A 25365-nucleotide genomic window follows, 5' to 3' on the forward strand; every position below is an offset into this window, starting at 1 on the left:
ATGCGTGCGAACGGCCTCGGCGAAGCCCAGCGGGACGTCTGGCTGTTCGAGCAGGCCAACCCGGGCACGGCCGCCTACCTCATGGCCACCGGCTACTGGGTGGCCGGGAAACTCGACGTCGACCTGCTCCGGCAGGCACTGACCGAGTTCGTGGCCGCGCACGAGATGCTCCGTTCGCGGTTCACCGATGACGGCGGCGGTGAACCGCGCCGGACCGTGACCGCCGATCCGGTGCTGCCCTTCGCCCGGGCGGACTTCGACGCCGACCGCGACGCGCTCGACTGGGCCGAGGCCCTGGCCCGGCGTCCGATGGACCTGGCGGCCGAACCGCCGATCCGGATCGGCCTGGCCACGCTGCCGGGCGAGCGGGCGTTGCTCGCGGTCGTCGCCCATCACATCGCCTTCGACGGCGCGTCGCTGGGCCTGCTCCTGCGCGCGGTCGCCGGCCGGTACACCGACCTCACGACCGGCGGCGACACGCCACTGCCGGTCGTCCCCTGGCCCGACCAGGCTCCCGTGGCCGTGGACGACTACTGGGCGAGCGCGCTCCAGGACGCCCCGGGCCGGCTCGAGCTGCCGGCGGACCGTCCGCGCACGGCGTCGCCGTCCGCCGCCGGGAACACCTTCCGGTGCGTACTCCCGGACCGGCTGCGGAACGCGGTCCGCGACGGCTACGGCGAGAAAAGCCCGTTCGTCACGCTCCTCGCCTCGCTGGCCGTGACACTGTCCCGGTACACGGCACAGACCGACCTGCTCATCGGCGCGGCGGTCGGTGCGCGTGTCCGCCCGGACCTGGAGCCGGTCGTCGGCCTGCTGACCAACGTCGTGCCGATCCGGGTGGACCTCGGCGCGAACCCGGCTTTCGACGAACTGCGCGCCCAGGTCGCGGAGACCACGTGGACCGCGATCGACCACCAGCACGGGGCGCTGCGGGAGCTGGTGCGGCTGACCGGGGACGGCGCGGGCGGCCCGCCGGCGCAGGTCGTGTTCGGTGTCGAGGAGGACACGGCCGGGGACGTCCGGTTCGGTGCGGCCCGGCCGACCGAGGTGATCCTGGACCGCCGCGCCGCGAAGACCGACCTCAGCTGGCAGATCCACACCGGCGGGACCTGGTTCCTGGAGGTGCAGTACCGCGCCGATCTCTTCGACGAGACGACCGTCGCCCGGCTGGCCCGGGACTGGATCTCGCTCACCCTGGGCGCGCTCGAGCACCCCGGCCGCGCGGTCGGCGCGCTGGAGCTGGCCGACGAGGTCGGCACGGCTCCGGCCGAACTCGCGGCGGCGGTGCTGCCGGACCTGTTCGCCCGGCAGGTTGCGCGCACCCCGGACGCCATCGCCCTGGAGGCCGGGGGAATCCGCCTCCGCTACGTGGAGGTGGACCGGCGTGCCGGCCGGGTCGCCCGTCGGTTGGCCGAGCGCGGGATCGGTCCCGAAGACGTGGTGGGGGTCCTGCTCCCGCCGTCCGTCGAATCGGTGGTCACGTTCCTGGGCGTGCTCAAGGCCGGCGCCGTCTACCTGCCGCTGGACCCCGAACTGCCCGCCGACCGGCTGCGGGTTCTCGTGGCCATCGCGCGTCCGGTCCTGCTGGTCGGCCCGGAGACCGGGTTGGCCGTGCCCGTCCTCGATCCGGCCGAGGCCATGGCCCCCGACGAGCCGGCCGAGCCGGTCGAACCGGCACTCCGGCCGGACAATGCCGCCTACCTGATCTTCACGTCCGGGTCCACCGGAGAACCGAAGCCGGTCCTGGTCCGGCACACCGGTATCGCCGCCCTGCCCGCCGCGCTGCCGGTCGGGCCCGGCGGACGCATCCTGCACTGGGTCCCGCCGATGTTCGACGTCGCCGTCGCCGACATGTGCCTGGCGTTGCTCAGCGGCGCCACCCTGGTCCTGCCGCGCCGCCGGGCACTGACCGGCGCCGATCTCGCGGCCGAGCTGACCGACCACGCGATCACCCACGTCCAGCTGACCCCGCTGGTGTTCGCGACGATGCCCCGGGCGAAACCGACGACGCTGCGCGTGGTCGTCCTCGGCGGCGAGCCCTGTGACCCGCAGCTCGCCGGTTACTGGGGCGAGCACGTCCGGCTGCACAACGCCTACGGCCCGACCGAGGCCACCGTGATGGCCACGATCAGCGAACCCGTGACGGGGCACCGGGTTCCCCCGCTCGGCGACAGCGTGCCCGGGACCGGGCTCCGGGTGCTGGACCGGGCGCTGCGACCGGTCCCCGTCGGCGTGGTGGGAGAGCTGTACCTCACCGGGGCCGGGGTGGCCCGGGGATACGCCGGGGCCCCGGCGGAGACGGCCACGCGGTTCGTCGCCTGCCCGGGCGGGCGGATGTACCGCACCGGCGACCTGGTGCGCCGGACCGCCGACGGCCGGTTGACCTACGTCGGCCGGGCGGACACGCAGGTGAAGATCCGCGGTGTCCGGGTGGAGCCCGGCGAGATCGAAGCCGCGCTGGCCCGCCACCCCCGGGTCCGGCAGGCGGTGGTGCTCCCGCGAACCGACGGTGTGCGCGGCCGGTTCCTCGTCGGCTACGTCCTCCCGGACGGCGACCAGCCACTGCCCTCGCTGCTGGACCACCTGCGCAGGACGCTGCCCGCACACCTCGTGCCCACCGCGATCGTCGCCGTGGACGATTTCCCCCGCCACGCCAACGGGAAGATCGACGTCGAGGCGTTGCCCGCGCCGGACTTCACCGCCGGTGCGGGCGTCGCGCCGCGGACCGCGCGCGAGAAGACGCTGGCGGGCCTGTTCGCCGATCTGCTCGGCCTCGGCACGGTGGGCATCCACGACGACTTCTTCGAGCTCGGCGGTCATTCCCTGCTGGCGAGCCGGCTCGTGGCGCGCATCCGGACGGCCCTGACCGTGGAAACCGAGCTCCGCCAGGTCTTCGCGACGCCGACCGTGGCGGGCCTGGCCGCGGCTCTGGAGACCGCGGCGCCCGCCCGGCTGCCGGTGCGGCCGCGGCCGCGGCCGGCCCGGATCCCGCTGTCCGCGGGGCAGAACGGGCTGTGGTTCGTGCACGGCCTCACCCCGGAAGCCCGCCCGCGGAACTCGTCCGTCGCCTTCCGGATCGCCGGCGGGCTCGACGTGGGCTCACTGCGCGCCGCCCTCGCGGATGTCGTGGCCCGGCACGAGATCCTGCGGACGACCTTCCCGGCCGAGGAAGGCGTGCCCGGCCAGCGGGTCCACCCGCCCGCCCCGATCGCGCCGACCCCCGTCGACATCGACGAGTCCGGGTTGCCCGACGCCCTGCGGGAGGCGGCCGACCGGCGGTTCGACCTGGCGGCGGAACCCGCCTTCGACGCCGCTCTGTTCGCGCTCGGCCCGGATGTCCACGTGCTGCTCCTGGTGACCCACCACGTGGTGAGCGACGGCTGGTCGGCGGGAATTCTCGCGACCGACCTGAGCACCGCCTACCGCGCCCGGCTCGCCGGCCGGGCACCGGCCTGGGCGCCGCTGCCGGTTCAGTTCGCCGACTACGCGCTCTGGCAACGGGACCGGCTGGGTTCCGAAGACGACCCGGCGTCGCTGATCTCGCGGCAGCTGGCCTACTGGGAACGCGAGCTGGCCGACCTGCCCACGGAACTCGCGCTGCCGGTGGACCGCCCCCGCGGCACCTTCTCCTCCGCGACGACCTCGCAGACCTTCGCACCCGCACTGGGCCGCCGGATCGCCGCCGTGGCCCGGGAAGCGGGGGCGACCCCGTTCATGGTGTTCCGCGCGGCCCTCGCGGTGGTACTGCGCAGGTACGGGGCAGGCACGGACATCCCGATCGGGACCGTGGTCGCCGGTCGCGACGACGACGCGCTGGCCGGGCTGGTGGGGTGCTTCGTCAACACGCTCGTGCTGCGGACGGACCTGCGAGGTGCGGGGTCGTTCCGGGACCTGCTGGTCCGGGTCCGGGAACAGGACGTGGCCGCCTACGCGCACCAGGACGTGCCGTTCGAACGCCTGGTGGAACGCCTCAACCCGGTCCGCTCGGTCGGACGGCACCCGCTGTTCCAGGTCATGCTGACCATGCAGAACACCGCGCCGCCCGTGCTGGACTTCGGCGGCCCGAGGTGCGACGGGGAACCGCTCGGCCAGGGCACGACCGAACTGGACCTGTCCTTCGACCTCACCGAGGAGCCGGACGGCACGATCCGGTCGGCGGTCGAGTACGACGCGGCCCTGTTCGACCCGGCGACGATCGACCGGCTGCTGTCCGCGCTGGCGGCGACGCTGGAATCGGTGGCGGCCGACCCGGACGTCCCGGTCGGGCGGCTGGTCCGGCCGGACGAACGGACTCGCGCGCGGATCTTCGGCGACTGGAACGACACGGCCACCGAGGCGCGCCAGGCCACGATGCTCGAGGTCTTCGACGCCCAGGTCGCCCGCACTCCCGGCGCCGCCGCCGTGGTCGACGGCGCCGGCACGCTCACCTTCGCCGACCTGGACCGCGAATCCCGCCGGCTGGCCGGTGCCCTGGCGGAGGCGGGGGCCCGGCCGGGCGCACTGGTCGGGCTGGTACTGCCGCGCACGGCCGATTTCGTCGTCGCCGTGCTGGCGGTCTTCCGGACCGGTGCAGGTTATGTCGCCGTCGACCCGGCGCAGCCGTCGCGACGGACGGCGCACGTGCTCGCCGATGCCGCGGTGGCACTCGCCGTGGCCACCGCGGAAACCGGGCGTCACCTGTCCGGTGCGGACATCCCGGTGCTGGGACCGGACGCGGCAGGCTCCGCGGTGAGCGTGGTTCCGGAGCCGGGGCAGGTTGCCTACGTCACCTACACGTCCGGGTCGACCGGGCTGCCCAAGGGGGTCGTGGTCACCCAGGCCGCCTTGGTGAACTTGTTCGACGGCTATCGCGACGTCGTGCGGCTGGCGGGGAAAGAGCACGCTCGCGTGGCCCATGTGGCGTCCTGGTCCTTCGACGGCGCGTGGGACGGGTTCATGTGGCTGTTCCACGGCCACGAACTCCGCATCGTCGACGAGGAAACGCGCGCCGACCCGGACGCGTTCGCGGCGTTCGCCGCCGATCACGCTCTCGACGTCATCGACGTCACCCCGTCGTACATCGACCGGCTGCTGGAGGCCGGGCTGCTCGACGGCGAGCGACGGCCGGCCGTCGTCGTCCTCGGGGGAGAGGCGACGAGCGCGTCCCTGTGGGCCCGGCTGGGTGCCTGGTCCGGCATCACGTTCGTGAACATGTACGGCCCCACCGAGGCCACTGTGGACACCTGTGCCCACGTGCTCGCCGGCGGCGGGAAACCGCTGATCGGCAGGCCGATGGCGGGTGTTCGCTGCTACCTGCTCGACGAGGACCTCGAGCCGGTGGACATCGGTGTGCCGGGCGAGCTGTACGTCGCCGGGGCCGGGGTCGCCCTGGGGTACCACCGGCAGCCGGGCCGGACCGCCGAACGGTTCGTCGCCGATCCCTACGGTCCGCCCGGGACGCGGATGTACCGCACCGGCGACCTCGCCCGGTGGACCGACGACGGTGCCCTCGACTACGTCGGCCGGGCCGACGACCAGGTGCAGCTGCTCGGCGTCCGGGTCGAGCCGGGCGAGGTCGAGGGCGTGCTGGCCGGTCACCCGGACGTGGCCCGCGCCGCCGTGGCGGTCCGGGAATCCGCCGCCGGGACGCCGATCCTGGCCGGGTTCGTGGTCGCGGCGGCCGGCGGCGTGGACCTCGACGCCGTACGGGACCACGCGGCCGAGCGGCTGCCGGCGAACCTGGTGCCCGCCACGCTCGTGGTCCTCGACGACCTGCCGAGGTCGCGGGTCAGCGGCAAGCTGGATCGGGCCGCGCTGCCCGCCGTGGTGTCCGAGGCACCCGGCCACGGACCCCGTGACGCCCGGGTGGAGATCCTCTGCGGCCTCTACGCCGAGGTACTGGGCATCCCGTCGGTCGCCCCCGACGACGGGTTCTTCGCGCTGGGCGGGCATTCGCTGCTGGTGAGCCGGTTGCTGAGCCGGGTCCGGTCCGTGTTCGGCACGGACCTGCCGGTGCGGTCGGTGTTCGACGCACCGGCACCCGCCGCGCTCGCGCGGCGCCTCGACGACGACGGCCGCCGCCGCGTCCCGCCCCTGCGCCGGGTCGCGGTCCCCGAACGGCTCCCCCTGTCGTTCGCCCAGCGCCGGCTGTGGTTCCTCAACCACCTGGAAGGCCCCAGCGCCACCTACAACATGCCGCTGGTGCTGACCATCGACGGCCCCCTCGACCGGGCGGCGCTCACCGCCGCCCTGCGGGACGTCGTGCAGCGGCACGAGCCGTTGCGCACGATCTACCCGGCGGGTGACGGTTCGCCCGAGCAGGTGGTCGTCGACCTGGCGGCGGACTGGCAGGCCCTGGAGGTCGTCGAGGTCGACGAGGAACGGCGTGCCGAGGCCGTCGACGAGGTCGTGCGGCAGCCGTTCGACGTCATGACGACGCTGCCGTGGCATGCGCGCCTGCTCGTCACCGCGCCACAGCGGCACACGCTCGTGCTGGTCCTGCACCACATCGCCGCGGACGGCTGGTCACTCGGCCCGCTCGCCAAGGATCTCGGCCGTGCCTACACCGCCCGCCTCGCCGGTGAGAGTCCACAGTGGAGCGAGCTTGAGGTTCGGTACGCCGACTACACCCTGTGGCAGCGGGAGATCGCCGGCGACCAGGACGACCAGGACAGCGTGTGGAACCGCGAGGTCGCGTTCTGGGTGCGCACCCTGGCCGGGCTGCCCGAGCAGCTCGCCCTGCCCGCCGACCGTCCCCGGCCGGCCGTGGCCGGCAACCGGGGCGCGTTCCTGGAGTTCGACGTGCCTGCCGGCCTGCACCGGGCAGTCGCCGCGCTGGCGCGCCGGTGCGACGTCACGCTGTTCATGGTCCTGCAGGCCGCGCTCGCGGCCACCCTGACGAGGCTGGGCGCCGGCACCGACATCCCGCTGGGCAGCCCGATCGCCGGCCGGGCCGACGAGGCACTGGACGACCTCGTCGGGATGTTCGTCAACACGGTCGTGCTGCGGGTCGACACCGACGGCGATCCCTCGTTCGAGCAGCTGCTGGCCCGGGTCCGGGAGACCAGCCTGGCCGCCTACGACCACCAGAACGTGCCGTTCGAGCACCTGGTGGAGCTGGTGAACCCGGAGCGGTCGCTGTCGCGGCACCCGCTGTTCCAGGTGATGCTCGCGTTGCAGAACACCGCCGAGGAGCCGTTCGCCCTGCCGGGGCTGGAGATCGGCACCGAGCTCACCGGCGCCGGGGTCAGCCGGTTCGACCTGTTCGTCAGCGTGTCCGAGCGCCCGGAGGCCGGCGGCCTGCACTGCGCGGTCGAGTACAGCACGGACCTGTTCGACCCCGGCACCGTCCGTGCCGTCCTGGCTCGCTGGGAACGGGTCCTCGCCGCGGTCACGGCCGACCCGGGCGTGACCGTCGCCCGGCTTCCGATCACCGACGACACCGAGCGCGCGGCAATGCTCGAGGCCGGCATCGGGGCGCACATCCCGGCCGGGCACCCCACGCTCCACGGATGGTTCGAGGCGTCCGTGGCCGCGGGGAAGGACCGGATCGCCGTCACCGACGGGGTTTCGCGGCTGACCTACGACGAGCTGAACACCCGCGCCAACCGGGTCGCCCGCTGGCTCGTGGCCCGTGGCGCGGGTCCCGAGCGGTTCGTGGGCATCGCCATGCCCCGCACGTGCGACCTGCTCGCGGCCGTGCTCGGGGTGCTGAAGGCCGGTGCCGCGTACGTCCCGCTGGACCCGGCCTACCCGGCGGACCGGCTTGCGTTCATGACCGCCGACGCCCGTCCGCTGTGCGTGCTCACGGAACTGCCCGACCTGAGCGGGCTTCCCGGTACCGGCCTCACCGACGCCGAGCGGGCCGGGCCGGCGGGGTCGAACGCCGCTTACATGATCTACACGTCCGGGTCGACCGGCACGCCCAAGGGTGTCGTGGTGACCCACGAGAACGCGGCCGGCCTGCTGGCCTGGGTCACCGGAGAGCTCGGCGCCGGCGTGATGAGCCGCGTGCTCGCTTCGACGTCGCTGAGCTTCGACGTGTCGGTGTTCGAACTGTTCGGCACGCTCGCCACGGGGGGCACCGTCGACCTGGTCGCCGACCTGCTGGCACTGGTGGAACGGCCGTGGTCCGGCTCCCTGCTCTCCGGCGTCTCCGCGGCCGCCCTGCCGGTCCTGCGGCACGAGGCCGTGCGCGTGGACGCCCGGACGGTGGTGTTCGCCGGTGACGCGCTGACCCGGAGCGGCTGGGAGGAAACTCGCCGCCGCCTGCCGGGCGCCCGGGTGTGCAACATCTACGGCCCGACCGAGTCCACGGTGTACGCGACGGCGTGGTCGGGCGACGATCCGGCGGGCGCACCGCCCATCGGCGCCCCGATCGCCAACCGCCGCTGTTACGTGCTGGACCCGGACCTGCGCCCGGTCCCGGCCGGGGTGCCGGGAGAGCTGTACCTCGGTGGCACCGGGGTGGCGCGCGGCTACCACGACCGGGCCGCGCTCACCTCCCACCGGTTCGTGGCCGACCCGTACGGCCCCCCGGGGGCCCGCATGTACCGGACCGGGGACCTGGTGCGCTGGCAGGGTGGTGACCTGGAGTTCCTCGGCCGGGCAGACCACCAGGTCAAGGTGCGGGGACACCGGATCGAGCTCGGCGAGATCGAGGCGGCCCTGCTGGAGCACCCGGTGGTCACCGACGCGGTGGTCCTCGCCCGCCCGGACCCGGCGGGCGACGTCGAACTGGTCGCCTACGCCGTGGCCGGGGCGGACGAACGGGAAGCGACGCTGGACGGCGAGCGGGTCGACGACTGGCGTGACACCTATGACGCCCTCTACACCGGCGGCGGCGAGGAGTTCGGCGCCGACTTCACCGGCTGGGTGTCCACTGTGGACGGATTGCCGTTCGACCGGGCGGACATGCTGGCCTGGCGGGCGGCCACGGTGGACCGGCTGCGCGAGCTGCGGCCGCGGCGGGTCCTGGAGGTGGGTGTCGGCTCCGGCCTGCTGCTCGCGCCGCTCGCCGCCGAGTGCGACGAGTACTGGGCGACCGACTTCTCGGCCGTCGTGATCGACCGGCTCGCCCGCCAGGTCGGCGAGCGCCCGGACCTGGACGGCCGGGTGCGGCTGCGGGTCCAGGCCGCCGCCGACGTGGACGGCCTGCCGGACCGGTGGTTCGACACGATCGTGCTCAACTCCGTCGTCCAGTACTTCCCCAGCGTCGCCCACCTCACCGAAGTCCTGGTGAACCTCGCGGGCAAGCTCGCTCCGGGCGGCCGGATCGTGCTCGGGGACATCCGCGGCCGGCGCTGGGCCGCACTGCTGCACACGGAGATCGAGCTGCGCGGGCAGCGGCCCGGGACCGACCCGCACGCGATCCGGCAGGCGGCGACCCGCCGGACCACCCAGGACCGGGAACTGCTGCTGGATCCCGAGTTCTTCACGCTCTTCGCGGACCGGACGCCGGGTTTCGGCCCGGTGGACATCCGGCTCAAGGACGGCGGCTACGTCAACGAGCTCAGCCGCTACCGCTACGACGTCATCCTGCACGACGACGCCGGTGCCGCCCCGTCCGCCCACCCCGAAATGGGGTGGGACAGGGACGTCCGGACGCTGGACGAGCTGGCTGCCGTGCTGGGCGAACGTCGTCCGGCAAGCCTGCGCGTCACCGGCCTGCCCGACCCGCGGCTGGCCGGCCCGATCGCCGCGAGCGACCTGCTCGACGCGGGTGAGCCTGCCTCGGCCGTCCGGGCGCTGGACAGCCGCGCCGGGGTCGCCCACGACGACCTCACCGCGGTGGTCACGGGCGCGGGCTACCACTGCGTGCTCACCCCGTCGCCCACCGCGGGCCGGTACGACGTGCTGCTCGGCGGTCCCGGCATCACCGGTGTGTACGCCGGGGACACCGCCGGCAGCGAAGTGACCGCGTGGGCCGCCGAACCGGCCGGCGCGCCGGGGGACCGGCAGCTGAGGTCGGCCCTGCGCCGTCACCTCGGCGCCCGGCTGCCCGGGTACATGGTCCCGTCGGCCGTGGTGGTGCTGTCCGCGCTGCCGATCGGGCCGACCGGCAAGCTCGACCGGGCCCGGCTGCCCGAACCGCACCACGGTGCCGACGCGGCGGACCGCGCGCCCCGGTCGCCGACCGAGCAGATCCTCGGCGAGCTGTTCGCGGAGGTGCTCGGCGTGCCCCGGGTGGGCCTGACCGACAGCTTCTTCGACATCGGCGGGCACTCGCTGCTGGCCACCCGCCTGACCAGCCGGATCCGCTCCGTGCTCGGGGTGGAGGCGCCGATCCGGACGATCTTCCAGCACCCGTCGGTGGCCAAGCTGGCCAAGGCACTGGCCACGGCGGGCGCGGCCGAACGGCCGCCGCTGGCCGCCCGGCCGCGGCCGGCCCGGCCGCCCCTGTCGTTCGCGCAGCGGCGGCTGTGGTTCCTGCACCGCATGGAAGGGCCGAGCGCGACCTACAACCTGCCGACGTTCCTGCACCTGACCGGCGCACTGGACGTCGACGCGCTGCGCGCCGCCCTCGGCGACCTGACCGACCGGCACGAGTCGCTGCGCACGGTCTTCCCCGCCGAGGACGGCGAACCCTGGCAGCGGGTGCTCGAGGCCGCCGAGGCGCGGCCCGCCCTGCCGGTGCGTCCGCTGGCCGAGGACGGGATCGACGCCGTGATCGCCGCGGACGCCCGGCACACCTTCCGCCTGGAGTCCGAGATCCCGCTGTCGGCCGTGCTCTACCGGATCGGCCCCGAGCGGCACCTGCTTTCCCTGGTGGTGCACCACATCGCCGGGGACGGCTGGTCGCTGACCCCGCTGGCCCGCGACCTGGCCGAGGCCTACACCGTCAGGTCCGCCGGTGACCGTCCACAATGGTCCGATCTGCCGGTGCAGTACGTGGACTACACGCTCTGGCAGCGCGAGATCCTCGGCGACGAGGAGAGCGAACACAGTGCGCTGGCCCGCCAGTTCCGCTACTGGCGCACGCAGCTCGCCGGTCTGCCGGCCGAGCTGGCGCTGCCGTTCGACCGGCCCCGGCCTGCGGTGGCGAGCCATCGCGGCGAGCTGTTCCAGCAGATCGTCCCGGCCGACGTGCACCGCGGCCTGCTGGCGCTGACCCGTCGCCTGGACGCCACGCTCTTCATGGTGCTTCAGGCCGCGTTGTCCGCGTTGCTGACCCGGCTGGGTGCGGGTACCGACATCCCGCTCGGCAGCCTGATCGCCGGCCGCACCGACGAGGCCATGGACGAGCTGGTCGGGTTCTTCGTCAACACGCTCGTGCTGCGCACGGACACCTCCGGCGACCCCCGGTTCGCCGAGCTCGTGGCCCGCGTCCGGGAAACCGACCTGGCCGCCTACGCCCACCAGGACATCCCGTTCGAGCGGCTGGTGGAGGTGGTCAACCCGGAGCGGTCGCTGTCCCGGCACCCGCTGTTCCAGGTCATGCTCGTCCTGCAGAACATGACCGAGAGCCGGCTCGAAGTGCCGGGCCTGGACGTTCGCGAGCAGCCCGGCCAGCCCGGCGCGGCGAAGTTCGACCTGCTGCTGTCCATGGCCGAGACGCACGACGAAGAGGGTGAACCGGCCGGGCTGGAGATCCTCGTCGAGTACAGCACGGACCTGTTCGACCGGGCGACCGCGGAGCGGATCGTCGGCTGCTTCCGCCGGTTCCTGGCCGGCGTGGCCGCCGACCCCACCGGCCGGATCGGCGTCGTGGAGATCCTCGGCGAGGCCGACCGTGCCCTGGTCGCCGCCGCCACGCCGCACGGCACGGCCCGTCCGCTGGGCGCGGGCACGGTGGTGGAGCTGCTGGACCGGCAGGCCACGGCCACCCCGGCCGCCCCCGCCGTGATCGGCGAGGACCGGACCCTCGACTACGCGCGGCTGCACACCGAGTCGGACCGGGTGGCCGGTCTGCTCGCCGGCCGCGGGATCGGCGCCGAGGACGTGGTGGCGATCGTCCTGCCGCGCTCGGTGGACCTGGTGGTGGCGATCGTGGGCGTGCTCAAGGCCGGTGCCGCCTACCTGCCGATCGATCCCGAGCAGCCGGCCGACCGGATCGCCCGGCTGCTCGACGACGCGCGGCCGGTGCTGACCCTGGCCGAGGAACCCCTCGGCCGGCCCGCGGTGACGATGCGGGACGTCGCCGCGTTGCCCGCCCGCCGGCCGGCGGCCCCGGTGCGGCCGGAATCGCCCGCCTACCTGATCTACACGTCCGGGTCGACCGGGCGGCCCAAGGGCGTGCTCGTCGGGCACCGGGCGCTGGTCAACCGGCTGCTGTGGACACAGGACCGGCACGGCCTCGGTCCGCGGGACCGGGTGCTGCAGAAGACCTCAGCCGGGTTCGACGTGTCGGTCTGGGAGTTCCTCTGGCCGCTGGTCACGGGAGCCGCCGTGGTGGTGGCCCGCCCGGGTGGCCAGCGGGATCCCGCCTACCTGGCGGCGCTGGTCCGGTCGGCCGGGGTGACCACCGTCCACTTCGTCCCGTCGATGCTGCGCTCCTTCGTGGCGGAACCGGCCGCGGAGGGCCTGGGATCGGTGCTGCGCCGGGTCTTGTGCAGCGGCGAGGCCCTTCCGCCGGAGCTGGCCGCCACCGCCGGGAAGGTCCTGGACGCACCGCTGTACAACCTGTACGGCCCCACCGAAGCGGCGATCGACGTGACCGAGTGGCGGGTCGCCGACGAGCCACCGGGCCACACCACGCCGCTGGGCAGGCCGGCCTGGAACACCGGGCTGCACGTGCTGGACGCCGCGTTGCGGCCGGTGGCACCCGGGGTGGCCGGTGAGCTGTACCTCTCGGGCGCCCAGCTGGCCCGCGGCTACCGCGACCGGCCCGCGCTGACCGCGGAGCGGTTCGTGGCGGCGACGCACGGCGCACCGGGGGAGCGGATGTACCGCACCGGCGACCTGGCCCGGTGGCGGCCCGACGGCGTGCTCGAGTTCGTCGGGCGCGCGGACTCCCAGCTCAAGATCCGCGGGTTCCGCATCGAACCCGGCGAGGTCGAACACCACCTGCGGGCGCTGGCCGGGGTGGCCTCGGCGGCGGTGACCGGTCGGCCCGATCCGGACGGCGGGCTGCGGCTGGTCGCGTACGTGGCGCCCGAGGCCGGAGTGGTACTCGATCCGGGCGAGCTGCGCCGGACGCTCACCGGGCGGGTGCCGATGCACCTCGTGCCGTCCGTGGTCTCGGTCCTGGACCGGATCCCGCTGACCCGCAGCGGCAAGATCGACTACCGGGCTCTGCCCGCGCCCGAGGTCCGGCCGTCCGGTCGCCGTCCGGCGCGCGGCGACCGGGAACGCATCCTGTGCGGGCTGTTCGCCGAAGTGCTCGACGTGCCCGAGGTCGCGCCGGATGACGCGTTCTTCGAGCTGGGCGGTCACTCGCTCCTCGTCACCCGGCTGGTCAGCCGGATGCGCGAGGTGCTGGGGGTGGAGGTGTCGGTCCGCAGCGTCTTCGAGCACCCGACGGTCGCCGGGCTGGCCGCGGTGCTGCCGGGCTGCGGCCCGCGCCGTCCGCCGCTCGTGCCGTCCCCCCGCCCCGGCGTCGTGCCGCTGTCCTTCGCCCAGCGCCGGATCTGGTTTCTGCACCGGCTGGAAACCCAGGGCACGAACTACCACATCAAACTGGGTGTCCGGATGACCGGCGAGCCGGACGCGGCGGCACTGGAGCTCGCGGTCAACGATCTCCTCGCCCGGCACGAGGTGCTGCGCACCCGCTACCCCGAACGCGACGGGGAACCGTGCCAGGAGGTCGAACCGGCCGCGACCGCCCGGGTGCGGTTGCAGAGGCAGGAGGTGGCGGCCGACGAGCTCGACGACGTCCTGGCCGGCCTCGCCGCGATCCCCTTCGACCTGGCCGCCGAGCTCCCGCTGCGTGCCTGCCTGCTGAGCCTGACCGCGACCGACCACGTGTTCGTCCTGGTGATGCACCACATCGCCGGGGACGGCTCGTCGCTGGCCCCGCTGACCCGCGACTTCGGCGAGGCCTACAACGCCCGGTGCGCGGGCCGGTCTCCCGAGCGGGCTCCGCTGCCGGTCCAGTACGCGGACTACGCGCTGTGGCAACGGGAACTGCTGTCCGCCCGGCAGGCCGACGGCGAGGAGGTACGGACCGGGCAGCTCGGCTTCTGGCGGGACACCCTCGCGGGCTCGCCCGTCGAGCTCGCGCTTCCGTTCGACCGGCCGCGCCCGGCCCGGCCGAGCCACCGCGGCGGCACGCTGACCGTGCGCACCGACGCCGGTGAACACGAGGCGTTGCGGCGGCTGGCCGCCGAAGCGAACGTCACGCCGTTCATGGTGTTCCAGGCCGGGATCGCCGCCGTGCTGTCGCGGCTCGGTGCCGGGCCGGACATCCCGCTCGGCTCGCCGGTCGCCGGCCGGATGGACGAGGCACTCGAAGAGCTGGTCGGGTTCTTCGTCAACACCGTGGTGCTGCGCACCGATGTCCGGGGAAATCCGACGTTCCGGGAACTGCTGGCCCGGGTGCGCGTCGCCGATCTCGCCGCGTACGCCCATCAGGACACGCCCTTCGAGCACGTCGTGGAGGCGCTCAACCCGCCCCGGACGCCCGCCCGGCACCCGCTGTTCCAGGTGATGATCAACCTGCTGAGCATGACCCCGGGCACGCTGGAGCTGACCGGGCTGACCTGCCGCGTGCAGCCCTTCCGGGCCGAGACCGCCCGGTTCGACCTGCTGGTCAACATCACCGAACTGATGACCGGGCAGGGCACGCCGGAGGGGCTGGAGCTGGCCGCCGAGTACAGCGCCGATCTGTTCGACCCGGAGACCGTGGCGCGGATCCTGCGCTACACCAGGCGGCTGCTCGCCGCCGCGGCCGCCGATCCGGACCGCCGGGTCGACGCGTTCGACCTGCTCGACCCCGAGGAGGCCGCCCGGATGGTGACCGGCTGGGCCGATCCCGACGACACCGAAGCCGAGGAGTGGTTGTGACCGGACAGGACGAGCCCACGGGCCTGGTCACCATGGCCGAGCTGCTGGCGGCCCAGGCCGCCGCGACACCCGCGGCGACCGCCTTGGTGGCCGGTCCGGGCCGGGTGAGCTTCGCCGAGCTCGACGCGCGCACCGACCGGCTGGCCGGGCTGCTGGGCGCGCGGGGCGCCGGTCCGGAACGGCTCGTCGCCGTCGCGTTGCCCCGGTCCGCCGATGCCTTCGTGGCGATGTTCGCGGTGCTGCGCACCGGTGCGGTGTTCGTCCCGATCGACCCCGGCCAGCCGACCCGGCGCATCGAGGCGACGCTCGCCGAGCTGCGGCCGTCGCTGCTGGTCACCACGAGCGGCGCCGTCGACGGCCTGGAGACCGGGGACGCCGGGCTGGTCCTGGTCGACGAGCCCGGCCTCGAAGCCACTGCCCCGGTGGAGACCGGCCCCGTCCACCCGGTCCACCCCGGCCGGCTCGCCTACGTCATCTGCACGTCCGGTTCGACCGGCGTACCGAAGGGGGTCGAAGTAAGCCACGGCGCCGTGGCCGGGTTGTGGCACCACCACCGCCGCCGGCTGTTCCGCCCCGGCGCGAGCCGTCCCGGCGGTGGACCGTTGCGGCTGGGCTGGACCTCCGCGGCGACCTTCGACGCGTCCTTCTTCGGCGTCTTCGCCCTCCTCGCCGGGCACGAGCTGCACATCGTCCCGGACCACGTCCGCCACGACGCCGAGGCCTGCGTCTCCTACGTGCGCGAGGCCGGCATCGACCTCGTGCACAGCACCCCGTCGTTCGTCCGGCAGCTGGTGGACCACGGCCTCTTCGACGGCGACCACCGGCCCCGCGTGGCCGTCCTGGGCGGCGAACCCGTCCCGGATGCGCTGTGGCAGCGGCTGCGGGAGGAGCCGGGGACGTTGGTGTTCAACCACTACGGCCCGACCGAGGCCACCGTGCACGCGACCGCCGCCCGGGTCACCGACCACGAGCACCCGGTGCTCGGCCGGGCGGTGGACGGCATGCGCTGCTACGTCCTGGACGCCGCGCTGCGCCCGGTTCCGCCCGGCGTGCGCGGCGAGCTGTACCTCGCCGGGGCCGGGCTCGCCCGCGGCTACGCCGGCCGGCCGGGGCAGACGGCGTCCCGCTTCGTCGCCGACCCGTTCGGCGCTCCGGGGGAGCGGATGTACCGCACCGGCGACCTCGCCCGCCGGACCGGCGCCGGGCTGCTGGAGTTCCTCGGCCGGACCGACTTCCAGGTCAAGCTGCGCGGGTACCGGATCGAACTGGGCGACGTCGAGTCGGCCGCCGCCGCCGTGGCCGCTGTCGGCGGCGCGGTGGCCGTGGTGCGTGAGGACCGGCCGGGGGAGCAGCGGCTGGTCTGCTACTTCACCGGTGCGGCCGGCGAAGCCGCGGTGCGGGACCGGATGACGGCCGTGCTGCCGGGCTACATGGTGCCGTCGGTGTGCGTGCGGCTGGACGCGTTCCCGTTGTCCCCCAACGGGAAGATCGACCGGACGGCGTTGCCGCGGCCGGGCGGGGCGGCCCCGGCGCCGGTCCGGACCGGGCTGACCGAGCCGCAGGCACTGCTGTGCGGGATCTTCGCCGAGACCTTGGACCTGCCCCGGGTCGGTCCGGACGACGACTTCTTCGCACTGGGCGGGCACTCGTTGACCGCCGTGCGGCTGGTGAGCCGGATCCGATCCGCCTTCGGGGTGGAGATCCCGGTCCAGCAGGTGTTCCGTACGTCCACTGTGACCGGTCTGGCGGCCGCGCTGCTGCACGGCGGCCGGCCCCGGCCACCGGTCCGGCCCGCGGCCCGCCCGGACCGCGTCCCGTTGTCGCCGGCCCAGCGGCGGCTGTGGTTCCTGCGCCGCCTCGAAGGCGCCGGTACCGCGTACACGATGCCGTATGCCCTGCGCCTGACCGGCGAACTGGACGTGGCCGCGCTGCGGGCCGCGTTCGCCGACGTCGCCGGCAGGCACGAGTCGCTGCGCACGGTCTTCCCGGACGTCGACGGCGAGCCGTACCAGCTCGTCCTTTCCGCACCGCCGTGGTTCCGGGTGTCGACGGCCGCCGAAGCGGACCTCGACGCCGCCGTCGCCGCGGTGACCGCCTACGAGTTCGACCTCACCACCGACGCCCCGCTCCGGGTGGAACTGGTGCGCGTCGCGCCCGGTGACCACGTCCTGGTCATGCTGCTGCACCACATCGCGGGCGACGGGTGGTCGATGCCGAAGCTGTGGCGGGACCTCGCGACGGCGTATGCCGCCCGTCGCGACGGGCTGGCTCCGCAGTGGGCCTCCCTGCCCGTGCAGTACGCGGACTACACGCTCTGGCAACGCGCCCTGGTGGGCGACGAGTCCGATGTGGACAGTCTGGCGGGTGGCCAGCTGGCGTTCTGGCGCACCGCACTGGCCGGCCTGCCCGACCGGCTCGACCTGCCCACCGACCGGCCACGGCCCGCGGTGCCCAGCGGCCGCGGCCGGGCGACCGGCGTCGTGCTGGACGAAAAGCTGCACCGGCGGCTCACCGAGCTGGCGGCCGCGCACCGGGTCACGCTGTTCATGGTGCTCCAGGCCGCCGTGGCCGTGCTGCTGTCGCGGCACGGCGCCGGCACGGACATCCCGATCGGCAGCCCGGTCGCCGGCCGGACCGACCAGGCGCTGGAGGACCTCGTCGGGTTCTTCGTCAACACCGTGGTGCTGCGCACGAACACCGCAGGCGACCCGGCCTTCACCGACCTGCTCGCCCGGGTCCGGGCGGTGGACCTGGCCGCGTACGGCAACCAGGACGTGCCGTTCGACAGCGTGGTGGAGGCGGTCAACCCGGACCGGTCCCGCGGGGTTCAGCCCCTGTTCCAGGTCTTCCTGACCGTCCAGGCCCGGTCGGACGCGGACGTCCCCCTGCCCGGGCTCGCCGTGGCCGAACACCCGCAGCCCTGGCGGGTGTCCCGGTTCGACCTGAGTTTCGTGTTCACCACCGACGGCGACGAGCTGGCCTGCGCGGTGGAGTACAGCGCGGACCTGTTCGACCCGGAGACGGCCGACGCGCTGGTGACGCGGCTGCTGCACCTGCTCGAATCCGCCGTCGCCGATCCCACCCGCCCGGTGAGCCGGCTCGATCTGCTCGGCGAGGAAGGCACCCGGCGCGTCCTCGACGGCTGGAACACCACCGGGGAACCCCTGCGAGACGCGGGTGACAGCATCCAGGCCCGGTTCGCCGAACAGGTCCGGCGGACTCCGGACGCGATCGCGCTGCGCTCGGCGGGCGTGGACGTCACCTACGCCGAACTGGACCGGCGGGCGAACCGGCTCGCGCACCGGCTGATCGCGCTCGGGGTCGGCCCGGAGGACGCGGTGGCCGTGCTCAAGGACCGGTCGGCGGGCCTGGTCGTGGCCATCCTCGGGATCCTCAAGGCCGGGGGGACGTACGTGCCCTTGCACACCGCGTACTCGCCCGCCTGGTTCGCCCAGGTGCTCGGCCGGACCGGAAGCCGGGTGCTGCTCACCGACACCGGGATCTGCCCGGCGGACCTCGACTTCGGCGGAGCGATCCTGCACGTCGACGACACCGCAGCCGTGGCCGGGCCCGCCCCGGCCGAAGACCCGGACGTGGCCGGGCACCCGGACCAGCTGGCCTACGTCATGTACACGTCCGGGTCGACCGGGGAACCCAAGGGCGTCTCGATCACCCACCGCAACGTGCTGGAACTGGCCTACGACCGGTGCTGGCACGGCGACGGGACCCGCGGGTGCAGCGCCGAACGGGTGCTGCTGCACGCACCGAGCGCGTTCGACCCGTCGACGTTCGAACTGTGGGCGCCCCTGCTCAACGGCCACCGGATCGTCATCGCGCCACCCGGCGACGTCGACCCCCGCGCGTTCGCCGAGGTGATGACGAGCGAGCGGGTCACCGGGGTGCTCTTCACCGCGGGCCTGTTCCGCCTGATGGCCGAGGAGGCGCCGGAAGCGTTCGCCGGGGTGCGGGAGGTGTGGACCGGCGGGGACGTGGTGTCGCCGGCAGCCGTGCAGCGGGTCCGGGCCGCGGCTCCGGACACGACCGTCACGGCGATCTACGGCCCGACCGAGATCACCCTGTGCTGCACGGGAATCCCGCTGGACGACTCGGTCATGGGGCGGACCGTGCCGATCGGCCGTCCCATGGACGGCGTGCGCGCGTACGTCCTCGATCGCGACCTGCAGCCGGCTCCTCCCGGCGTCACGGGTGAGCTGTACATCCAGGGCGCCGGGGTCGGCCGGGGCTATCTCGGCCGGCCGGACCTGACCGCGGAGCGGTTCGTGGCGGACCCGTACACCGGCGGGCGCATGTACCGCACGGGTGATCTGGCCCGGTGGCGTGCGGACGGCGTGCTGGAGTTCGTCGGCCGGCCGGACGGGCAGGTGAAGATCCGGGGTTTCCGGGTCGAGGTCGGCGAGGTGGAGGCCGCGCTCGTGCGGCACCCGGCGCTGGCCCAGGCGACGGTGCAGGTGCGCGCCGACGGCCGGGGCGACCGGTCGCTGACGGCCTACGTGGTGCCCGCGCCGGAACCCGGCCGCGACAAGGACGACGAGGCGCGGCAGACCGCGGAGTGGCTCGCCGTCTACGACCGGCACTACGACCAGCCGCGGAACGCCCCGTTCGGCGCGGACTTCGGCGGCTGGAACAGCACCTACGACGGCGCACCGATCCCGCTCGAGCACATGGTCGAGTGGCGTGACGACACCGTTCGCCGGATCCGCGACCTCGAGCCCCGGCGGGTGCTGGAGATCGGCGTCGGTTCCGGCCTGCTGCTCGCGCAGCTGGCGTTCGAGTGCACGACGTACTGGGGCACCGACTTCTCCGCGCCGTCCATCGCGACCCTTCAGGCGCAGGTCGACCGGTTCCCCGAACTGGCCGGCCGGGTGGAGCTGCAGGTGCGGTCCGCCGAGGACTTCACCGGCCTGCCCACCGGCTTCTTCGACACGATCGTGCTCAATTCCGTCGTCCAGTACTTCCCCGGCGCCGCGTACCTGGACGACGTGCTGCGCGGGTGCCTGGCCCTGCTGCGCCCGGGCGGAGTGGTCTTCGTGGGCGACGTCCGCAACCTGGGGCTGCAGCGGACGTTCGCCACGGGGGTGGCGCTCGCGGCCGAACCGGATGCCGGACCCCCGGCCCTGCGGCAGCGCGTCGACCGGATCGTCCGCCTGGAGAAGGAGCTTCTCGTCGACTCGGCGTTCTTCGCCGCGTACGCGGCCGACTGTGGCGTCGAAATCAACGTGAAGCGCGGCCGCCACCACAACGAGCTGACGAGGTACCGCTACGACGTCGCGGTGCGCAAGGGCGGCACCGGGCAGCCGCTCCCGCACCGGACGGTCCGCTGGGGACAGGACGTCGCCACGCTCGCCGACCTTCGCGCGGCACTCGACGGCGGCCTGCGGGTCACCGGCATCCCCGACGCGCGGCTGGCGACCGAACGCGGCGTGCCTGCCGCGGCGGATCCGGTCGAGCCGTCGGCGTTGTACGACCTGGCGGACGCGGCCGGCTACCGGCTCCGGCTCGCCTGGGCGGTTTCGGGCGAACCCGGGGTGCTCGACGCGTTCTTCGGCCCACCCGGCCATCCGGCGCCCCCGGTCCACAGCGGCGGAAAGCAGGCCCGCGACCGCACCAACGAGCCGGCGGCCCGGCCGGGCACGGCGGACCTCGTCGGCGAACTGCGTGCCCACCTGGCCGGGCAGTTGCCGGAGTACATGGTGCCGCGGGACTTCGTCGTCCTCGACCGGCTTCCGCTCACCCCCAACGCGAAGGTCGACCGGGACGCGCTCCCCGCGCCCGAGCCGGCCGTACGGGCGGGTGGCCGCCGTCCGTCGACCGAACACGAGCACGTGCTGGCCGGGTTGTTCGCCGAGACGCTCGGCGTGCCCGAGGTGGGCCTGGACGACAGCTTCTTCGCCCTCGGCGGCCACTCGCTGCTCGCCACCCGGCTGGTCAGCCGGGTCCGCGCGCTGCTGGGAACCGACCTGGACATCGGCGCGGTGTTCGACCGCCCGACCGTGGCCGGCCTGGCCACCCTCCTCCGCCAGGGCGGCACCGGCCGCCCGGCACTGAGCCGGGCGACCGGGCCGGTGCCGATGTCGTTCGGGCAGCACCGGATGTGGTTCGCCGAGCACGTCGGTGCCGACAGCGACCCGTACCTGATCCCGCTGGCCATGCGGATCCGGGGCGCACTCGACCGGGACGCGCTGGAACTGGCCCTGGCGGACGTCGTCGGCAGGCACGCGCCGTTGCGCACCGTGTTCCCCGACGACGGCCTGGGCGAGCCGTACCCGCTGACCCGCGCGGCGCCCGGGCGCGTGCCGCTCCCCGTCACCGAGGTGACCGAACCCGGCCTCGACGACGTCCTGACGCGCCTGGTCCGGCGGCGGCTGGACATCCTCCGGCGTCCGCCGTACGCCGCGCACCTGCTCGCGATCGCCCCCGGCGACCACGTCTTCGTGCTCGTCCTGCACCACGTGGCGATGGACGGCTGGTCGATGCGCCCGCTCGCGGACGACCTGGCCACGGCCTACGCGGCCCGCACCGCGGGCAAACCACCGCACTGGGCCGCGTTGCCGGTCGAGTACGGCGACTACGCGGCGTGGCAGCGTGCCCTGCTCGGGTCCGAAACGGACCCGGAGAGCGTGGCGGCGCGGCAGCTGGCGTTCTGGCGTGCCGAACTCGACGGCCTGCCGGACCGGCTCCGGCTGGCCATCGAGCGCCCCGGCGGCGTTCCCGGCCGGGCCGCGGGGACCGAGCAGTTCCTGCTCGACCCGGAGCTGCACGCCGCGCTCGAGGCGCTGGCCCGCCGTCGGCAGGTGAGCCTGTTCATGGTGCTGCAGACCGGTTTCGCGCTGGTGCTGGCCGCCGCGGGCGCCGGCGACGACATCCCGGTCGGCACCTCCGTCGCCGGCCGCACCGACCAGTCGCTCGACGACCTGGTGGGCTTCTTCGTCAACACGCTGGTGCTGCGCACCAGGCTGGCCGTCGAGGAGCCCGTGGCCGACGTGCTCGACCGCGTCCGGCGCACCGCCCTCGCCGCGTACGCCCACCAGGACATCCCGTTCGAGCGGCTGGTCGAGGTGGTCAACCCGGTCCGCACCGCCGGGTTCCACCCCCTGTTCCAGTTCATGCTGACCCTGCTGAACACCGAGGACGGCGACATCCGCCTCGGCGACCTGGACGTGCGACCGCAGCCGCTGCCCGAGCCGTCCGGCGGGAAGTTCACCCTTTCCCTGATGCTCGCCGAGGGACCGGACGGAATCGACGGCCGGCTGAGCTACGACGCGGGGCTGTTCGAGCGCGGCGCGATCCGCCGGCTCACCGACGACTACCGGAGGATCTTGAAGACCATGGCCGACCACCCCGAGCAGCCGATCGGCGAGCTGATCGCCGGTCCGCAGCCGGACGCGGGCACCGACACCGTCGCGGGCCTGTTCGCCCACCACGCCGAACGCACCCCGGACGCGACCGCGCTGGTCGCCGGCGAGCGGGTGCTGACCTACCGGGAGCTGGACCGGCTCGCCGACCGCCTTGCCTGCCACCTGCGCGAGCGTGGGGTGGGCGCCGGAACGCCGGTCGCGGTCCACCTCGACCGGTCGGCCGAACTGGTCGTCGCCGAGCTGGCGGTGCTCAAGACCGGCGCGAGCTGCGTGCCCCTCGACGTCCGCTACCCCGAGGCCAGGACCGGGCAGATCCTGCGGCTGTCCGGAGCGAAGGTGGTGCTCACCACCGCGCTGGACGAGCTGCCGGACGAGGGCCGCACCGTCGTCAAGCTGGACGCCGCGTTCCTCGAGTCGCTGCCCGAACCGACCACCTCCGGGGTGCGGGCCGAACCCGGTCAGGTGGCGTTCGTGATGTTCACGTCCGGCTCCACCGGAGAACCGAAGGGCGTGGCCGTCACGCACGGCAACGTGCTCGCGTTCGTCGGCGACAAGCGGTTCGCCGACGAAGCCCACCGCCGTGTCCTCGTGCACTCTTCGCACGCCTTCGACGCCGCCACCTACGAACTGTGGGTGCCGTTGCTCAACGGCGGCCAGGTGTGCCTCGCGCCGCCCGGACCGCTGCACCCCGCCGTGCTCGCCTCGACGGTCACCGAGCACGGGATCACCGCGGCCTGGCTGACCGCCGGCCTGTTCCGGCTCTACGCCGAGGAAGTGCCGTCGTGCTTCGGCGGCCTGCGGCAGCTGTGGGTCGGCGGGGACGTCGTGTCGCCCACCGCGGTGGCCAAGGTGCGCGCCGCCTGCCCGGACGTCGAAATCGTGAACGCCTACGGACCCACGGAAGCGACCACGTTCGCCACGAGCGGGCCGGTGCCTCCGGTGACCGACGGCACCACCACGGTCCCGATCGGCACGCCGATGGACGGGATGGGGTGCCACGTGCTCGGCCCGGACCTGAACCCGGTACCGGCCGGGACGGTGGGCGAGCTCTATCTGTCCGGCACCGGCTTGGCCATGGGGTACGTCGGCGCCGCCGCGATCACCGCGCAGCGGTTCGTCGCCGACCCGTTCGACGAACCGGGCGCCCGCATGTACCGCACCGGTGACCTCGCCAGCGTCCGGCCGGACGGCGCGCTGGACTTCCACGGCCGGGTGGACGACCAGGTCAAGATCCGCGGGTTCCGGGTCGAGCCGGGCGACGTCGAGGCGGCCCTGACCACGCACCCGGCCCTCGCCCACGCGGCCGTGGCCACGGGCCTGGACCGGCTGGGGGACAAGCGGCTGATCGCCTACGTGGTTCCCGTCGAAGGCGGCGTCGTCGACGAAGAGGACCTGCGCACGCACGTCGCCGAGCTGCTTCCCGACTACCTGGTGCCCGAGCTGTACGTGGAGCTGGCCACCTTGCCCGTGACGGACCTGGGCAAACTCGACCGGCACGCGCTGCCCGAGCCGGGGTCGACCTCGATGGCCGTGACCCGCTCGCCGCGGACCGTGGGCGAGAACGCACTCGGCAAGCTGTTCGCCGAAGTGCTCGGCCTGCCGTCGGCCGGCGCGGACCAGGACTTCTTCGCCTCCGGCGGCCACTCGCTGCTGGCGCTGAAACTCCTGCTGCGGATCCGGTCGTACTTCGGCGTGGACCTGAACATGCGGGATCTGTTCGAGGCGCCCACCCCGGCTCGCCTGGCCGACCGGGTCGGGCTGGACGACCGGGAGAGCCCGTTCGCGGTGCTGCTGCCGGTGCGGGTCGGCCGGGGCGCGCCGCCGCTGTTCTGCGTGCACCCGGCCAGTGGCATCGGCTGGAGCTACGCGGGGCTGATCCCGTTCGTGCCGCCCGAGCACCCCCTCTACGCCCTGCAGGCCAGGGGGATCGACACCGCCGCCACCAAACCCGCGTCCATCACCGAGATGGCGGCGGACTACGTCGCGCAGATCCGCTCGGTGCAGCCCACCGGGCCGTACCACCTGCTCGGCTGGTCGTTCGGCGGACTGGTCGCGCACGAGATCGCCGTGCAGCTGCAGGCCGCCGGGGAGGAGGTGGCCCTGCTGGCCCTGCTCGACTCGTACCCGCTGGTCGACAAGCCGGCCGAGTCCCGGGTGCCGGTGTCCTTCCTGGCGCGCGAAGTGATGCGCGAGAGCTTCCTGACCGACATGGTCGGCGAGCTGAAGGTGTCCGACCTGATCCACGTGGTGTCCAACAACGTCGGGATGTCCCGGCGGTTCGTCCCGGGGCGCTTCGACGGTGACGTGCTCTTCTTCAACGCCACCGAGAAACGGCCGGAAGGCCTGCCGGAGTACGACATCTGGACGGACTACGTCACCGGCACCATCACCAAGCACGACGTCGCCTGCGGCCACTACGAGATGATGAAACGGTCCGCCATGGCCGAGGTCGCCCAGGCGCTGTGCGACGCACTGGCCGGTGACGGGCGATGACCGGGACACCGCTGGTGTGCCTGCCGTTCGCGGGTGCCGGGCCGTCGTTCTACCGCGCGTGGGCGGGGCTGGCCGACGGCTTGGACGTGGCGCCGGTGTCCTTGCCGGGCCGGGAACGGCTCATCGACGTGGCGCCGTACCGGGACGTGCACGCGGCCGCCGACAGCGTGGCGGCCGGGCTGACCGGTCCGGTCGTCCTTTTCGGACACAGCATGGGCGCGGTGCTCGCCTTCGAGGTCGCCCGCCGGCTCGGGTCCGAGGTGCGCCACCTGGTGGTCAGCGGCTCACCCCCGCCGGGGGGCCGCCGGGTGCCCCGGGTGTCCGGGCTGCCCGACGACGAGTTCCTCGCCGAGGTCGAGCGGATGACGGGGTACCGCCACCCGGCGTTCGACCACCCGGAGATGCGGGCCCTGCTCCTGCCCCCGCTGCGCGCGGACTTCCGGATGGACGAGGACTACGTCCCCGACCCGGCCGGTCGGGTCGCCGTCCCGGTCACGGTGGTGCGCGGGGCGGACGACGAGCTGGTCGGCGCGGCGGACGCGGCCGCGTGGCAGGCGTTCACCACCGGCGGGTT

3 protein-coding genes (1 of these 3 only partly in view) are annotated in these 25365 nt (G+C 74.1%); all 3 read left to right on the forward strand.

Annotation, left to right across the window (positions count from 1 at the left end; all coding sequences use genetic code 11):
* Tightly spaced (each overlapping or abutting the next), the 3 genes in view from ACLJQE_RS33840 to ACLJQE_RS33850 form a layout consistent with a single transcriptional unit that may run on beyond the window.
* Positions 1-14922: an amino acid adenylation domain-containing protein gene (locus ACLJQE_RS33840; protein WP_410643743.1), complete on the forward strand. Its 14922-nt coding sequence runs from the start codon at positions 1-3 to the stop codon at positions 14920-14922.
* Complete coding sequence (locus ACLJQE_RS33845; protein WP_410643607.1) at positions 14919-24791, forward strand: amino acid adenylation domain-containing protein; 9873 nt, start codon at positions 14919-14921, stop codon at positions 24789-24791. Before ACLJQE_RS33840 ends, ACLJQE_RS33845 begins: the two co-directional genes overlap by 4 nt.
* Positions 24788-25365, forward strand: partial view of a thioesterase II family protein gene (locus ACLJQE_RS33850; RefSeq protein ID WP_410643608.1) — the 5' portion only. The gene runs 106 nt beyond the window's last position; the window shows 578 of its 684 coding nt (coding positions 1-578); its start codon is at positions 24788-24790; the stop codon falls past the right edge of the window. Before ACLJQE_RS33845 ends, ACLJQE_RS33850 begins: the two co-directional genes overlap by 4 nt.

The sequence above is a fragment of the Amycolatopsis sp. lyj-346 genome (genome assembly GCF_046548975.1).
GTDB lineage: Bacteria > Actinomycetota > Actinomycetes > Mycobacteriales > Pseudonocardiaceae > Amycolatopsis.

Excerpts from the sequence above, each read along its gene's own strand:
- ACLJQE_RS33840 (WP_410643743.1), top strand. The coding sequence starts at position 1 with ATGCGTGCGAACGGCCTCGGCGAAGCCCAGCGGGACGTCTGGCTGTTC.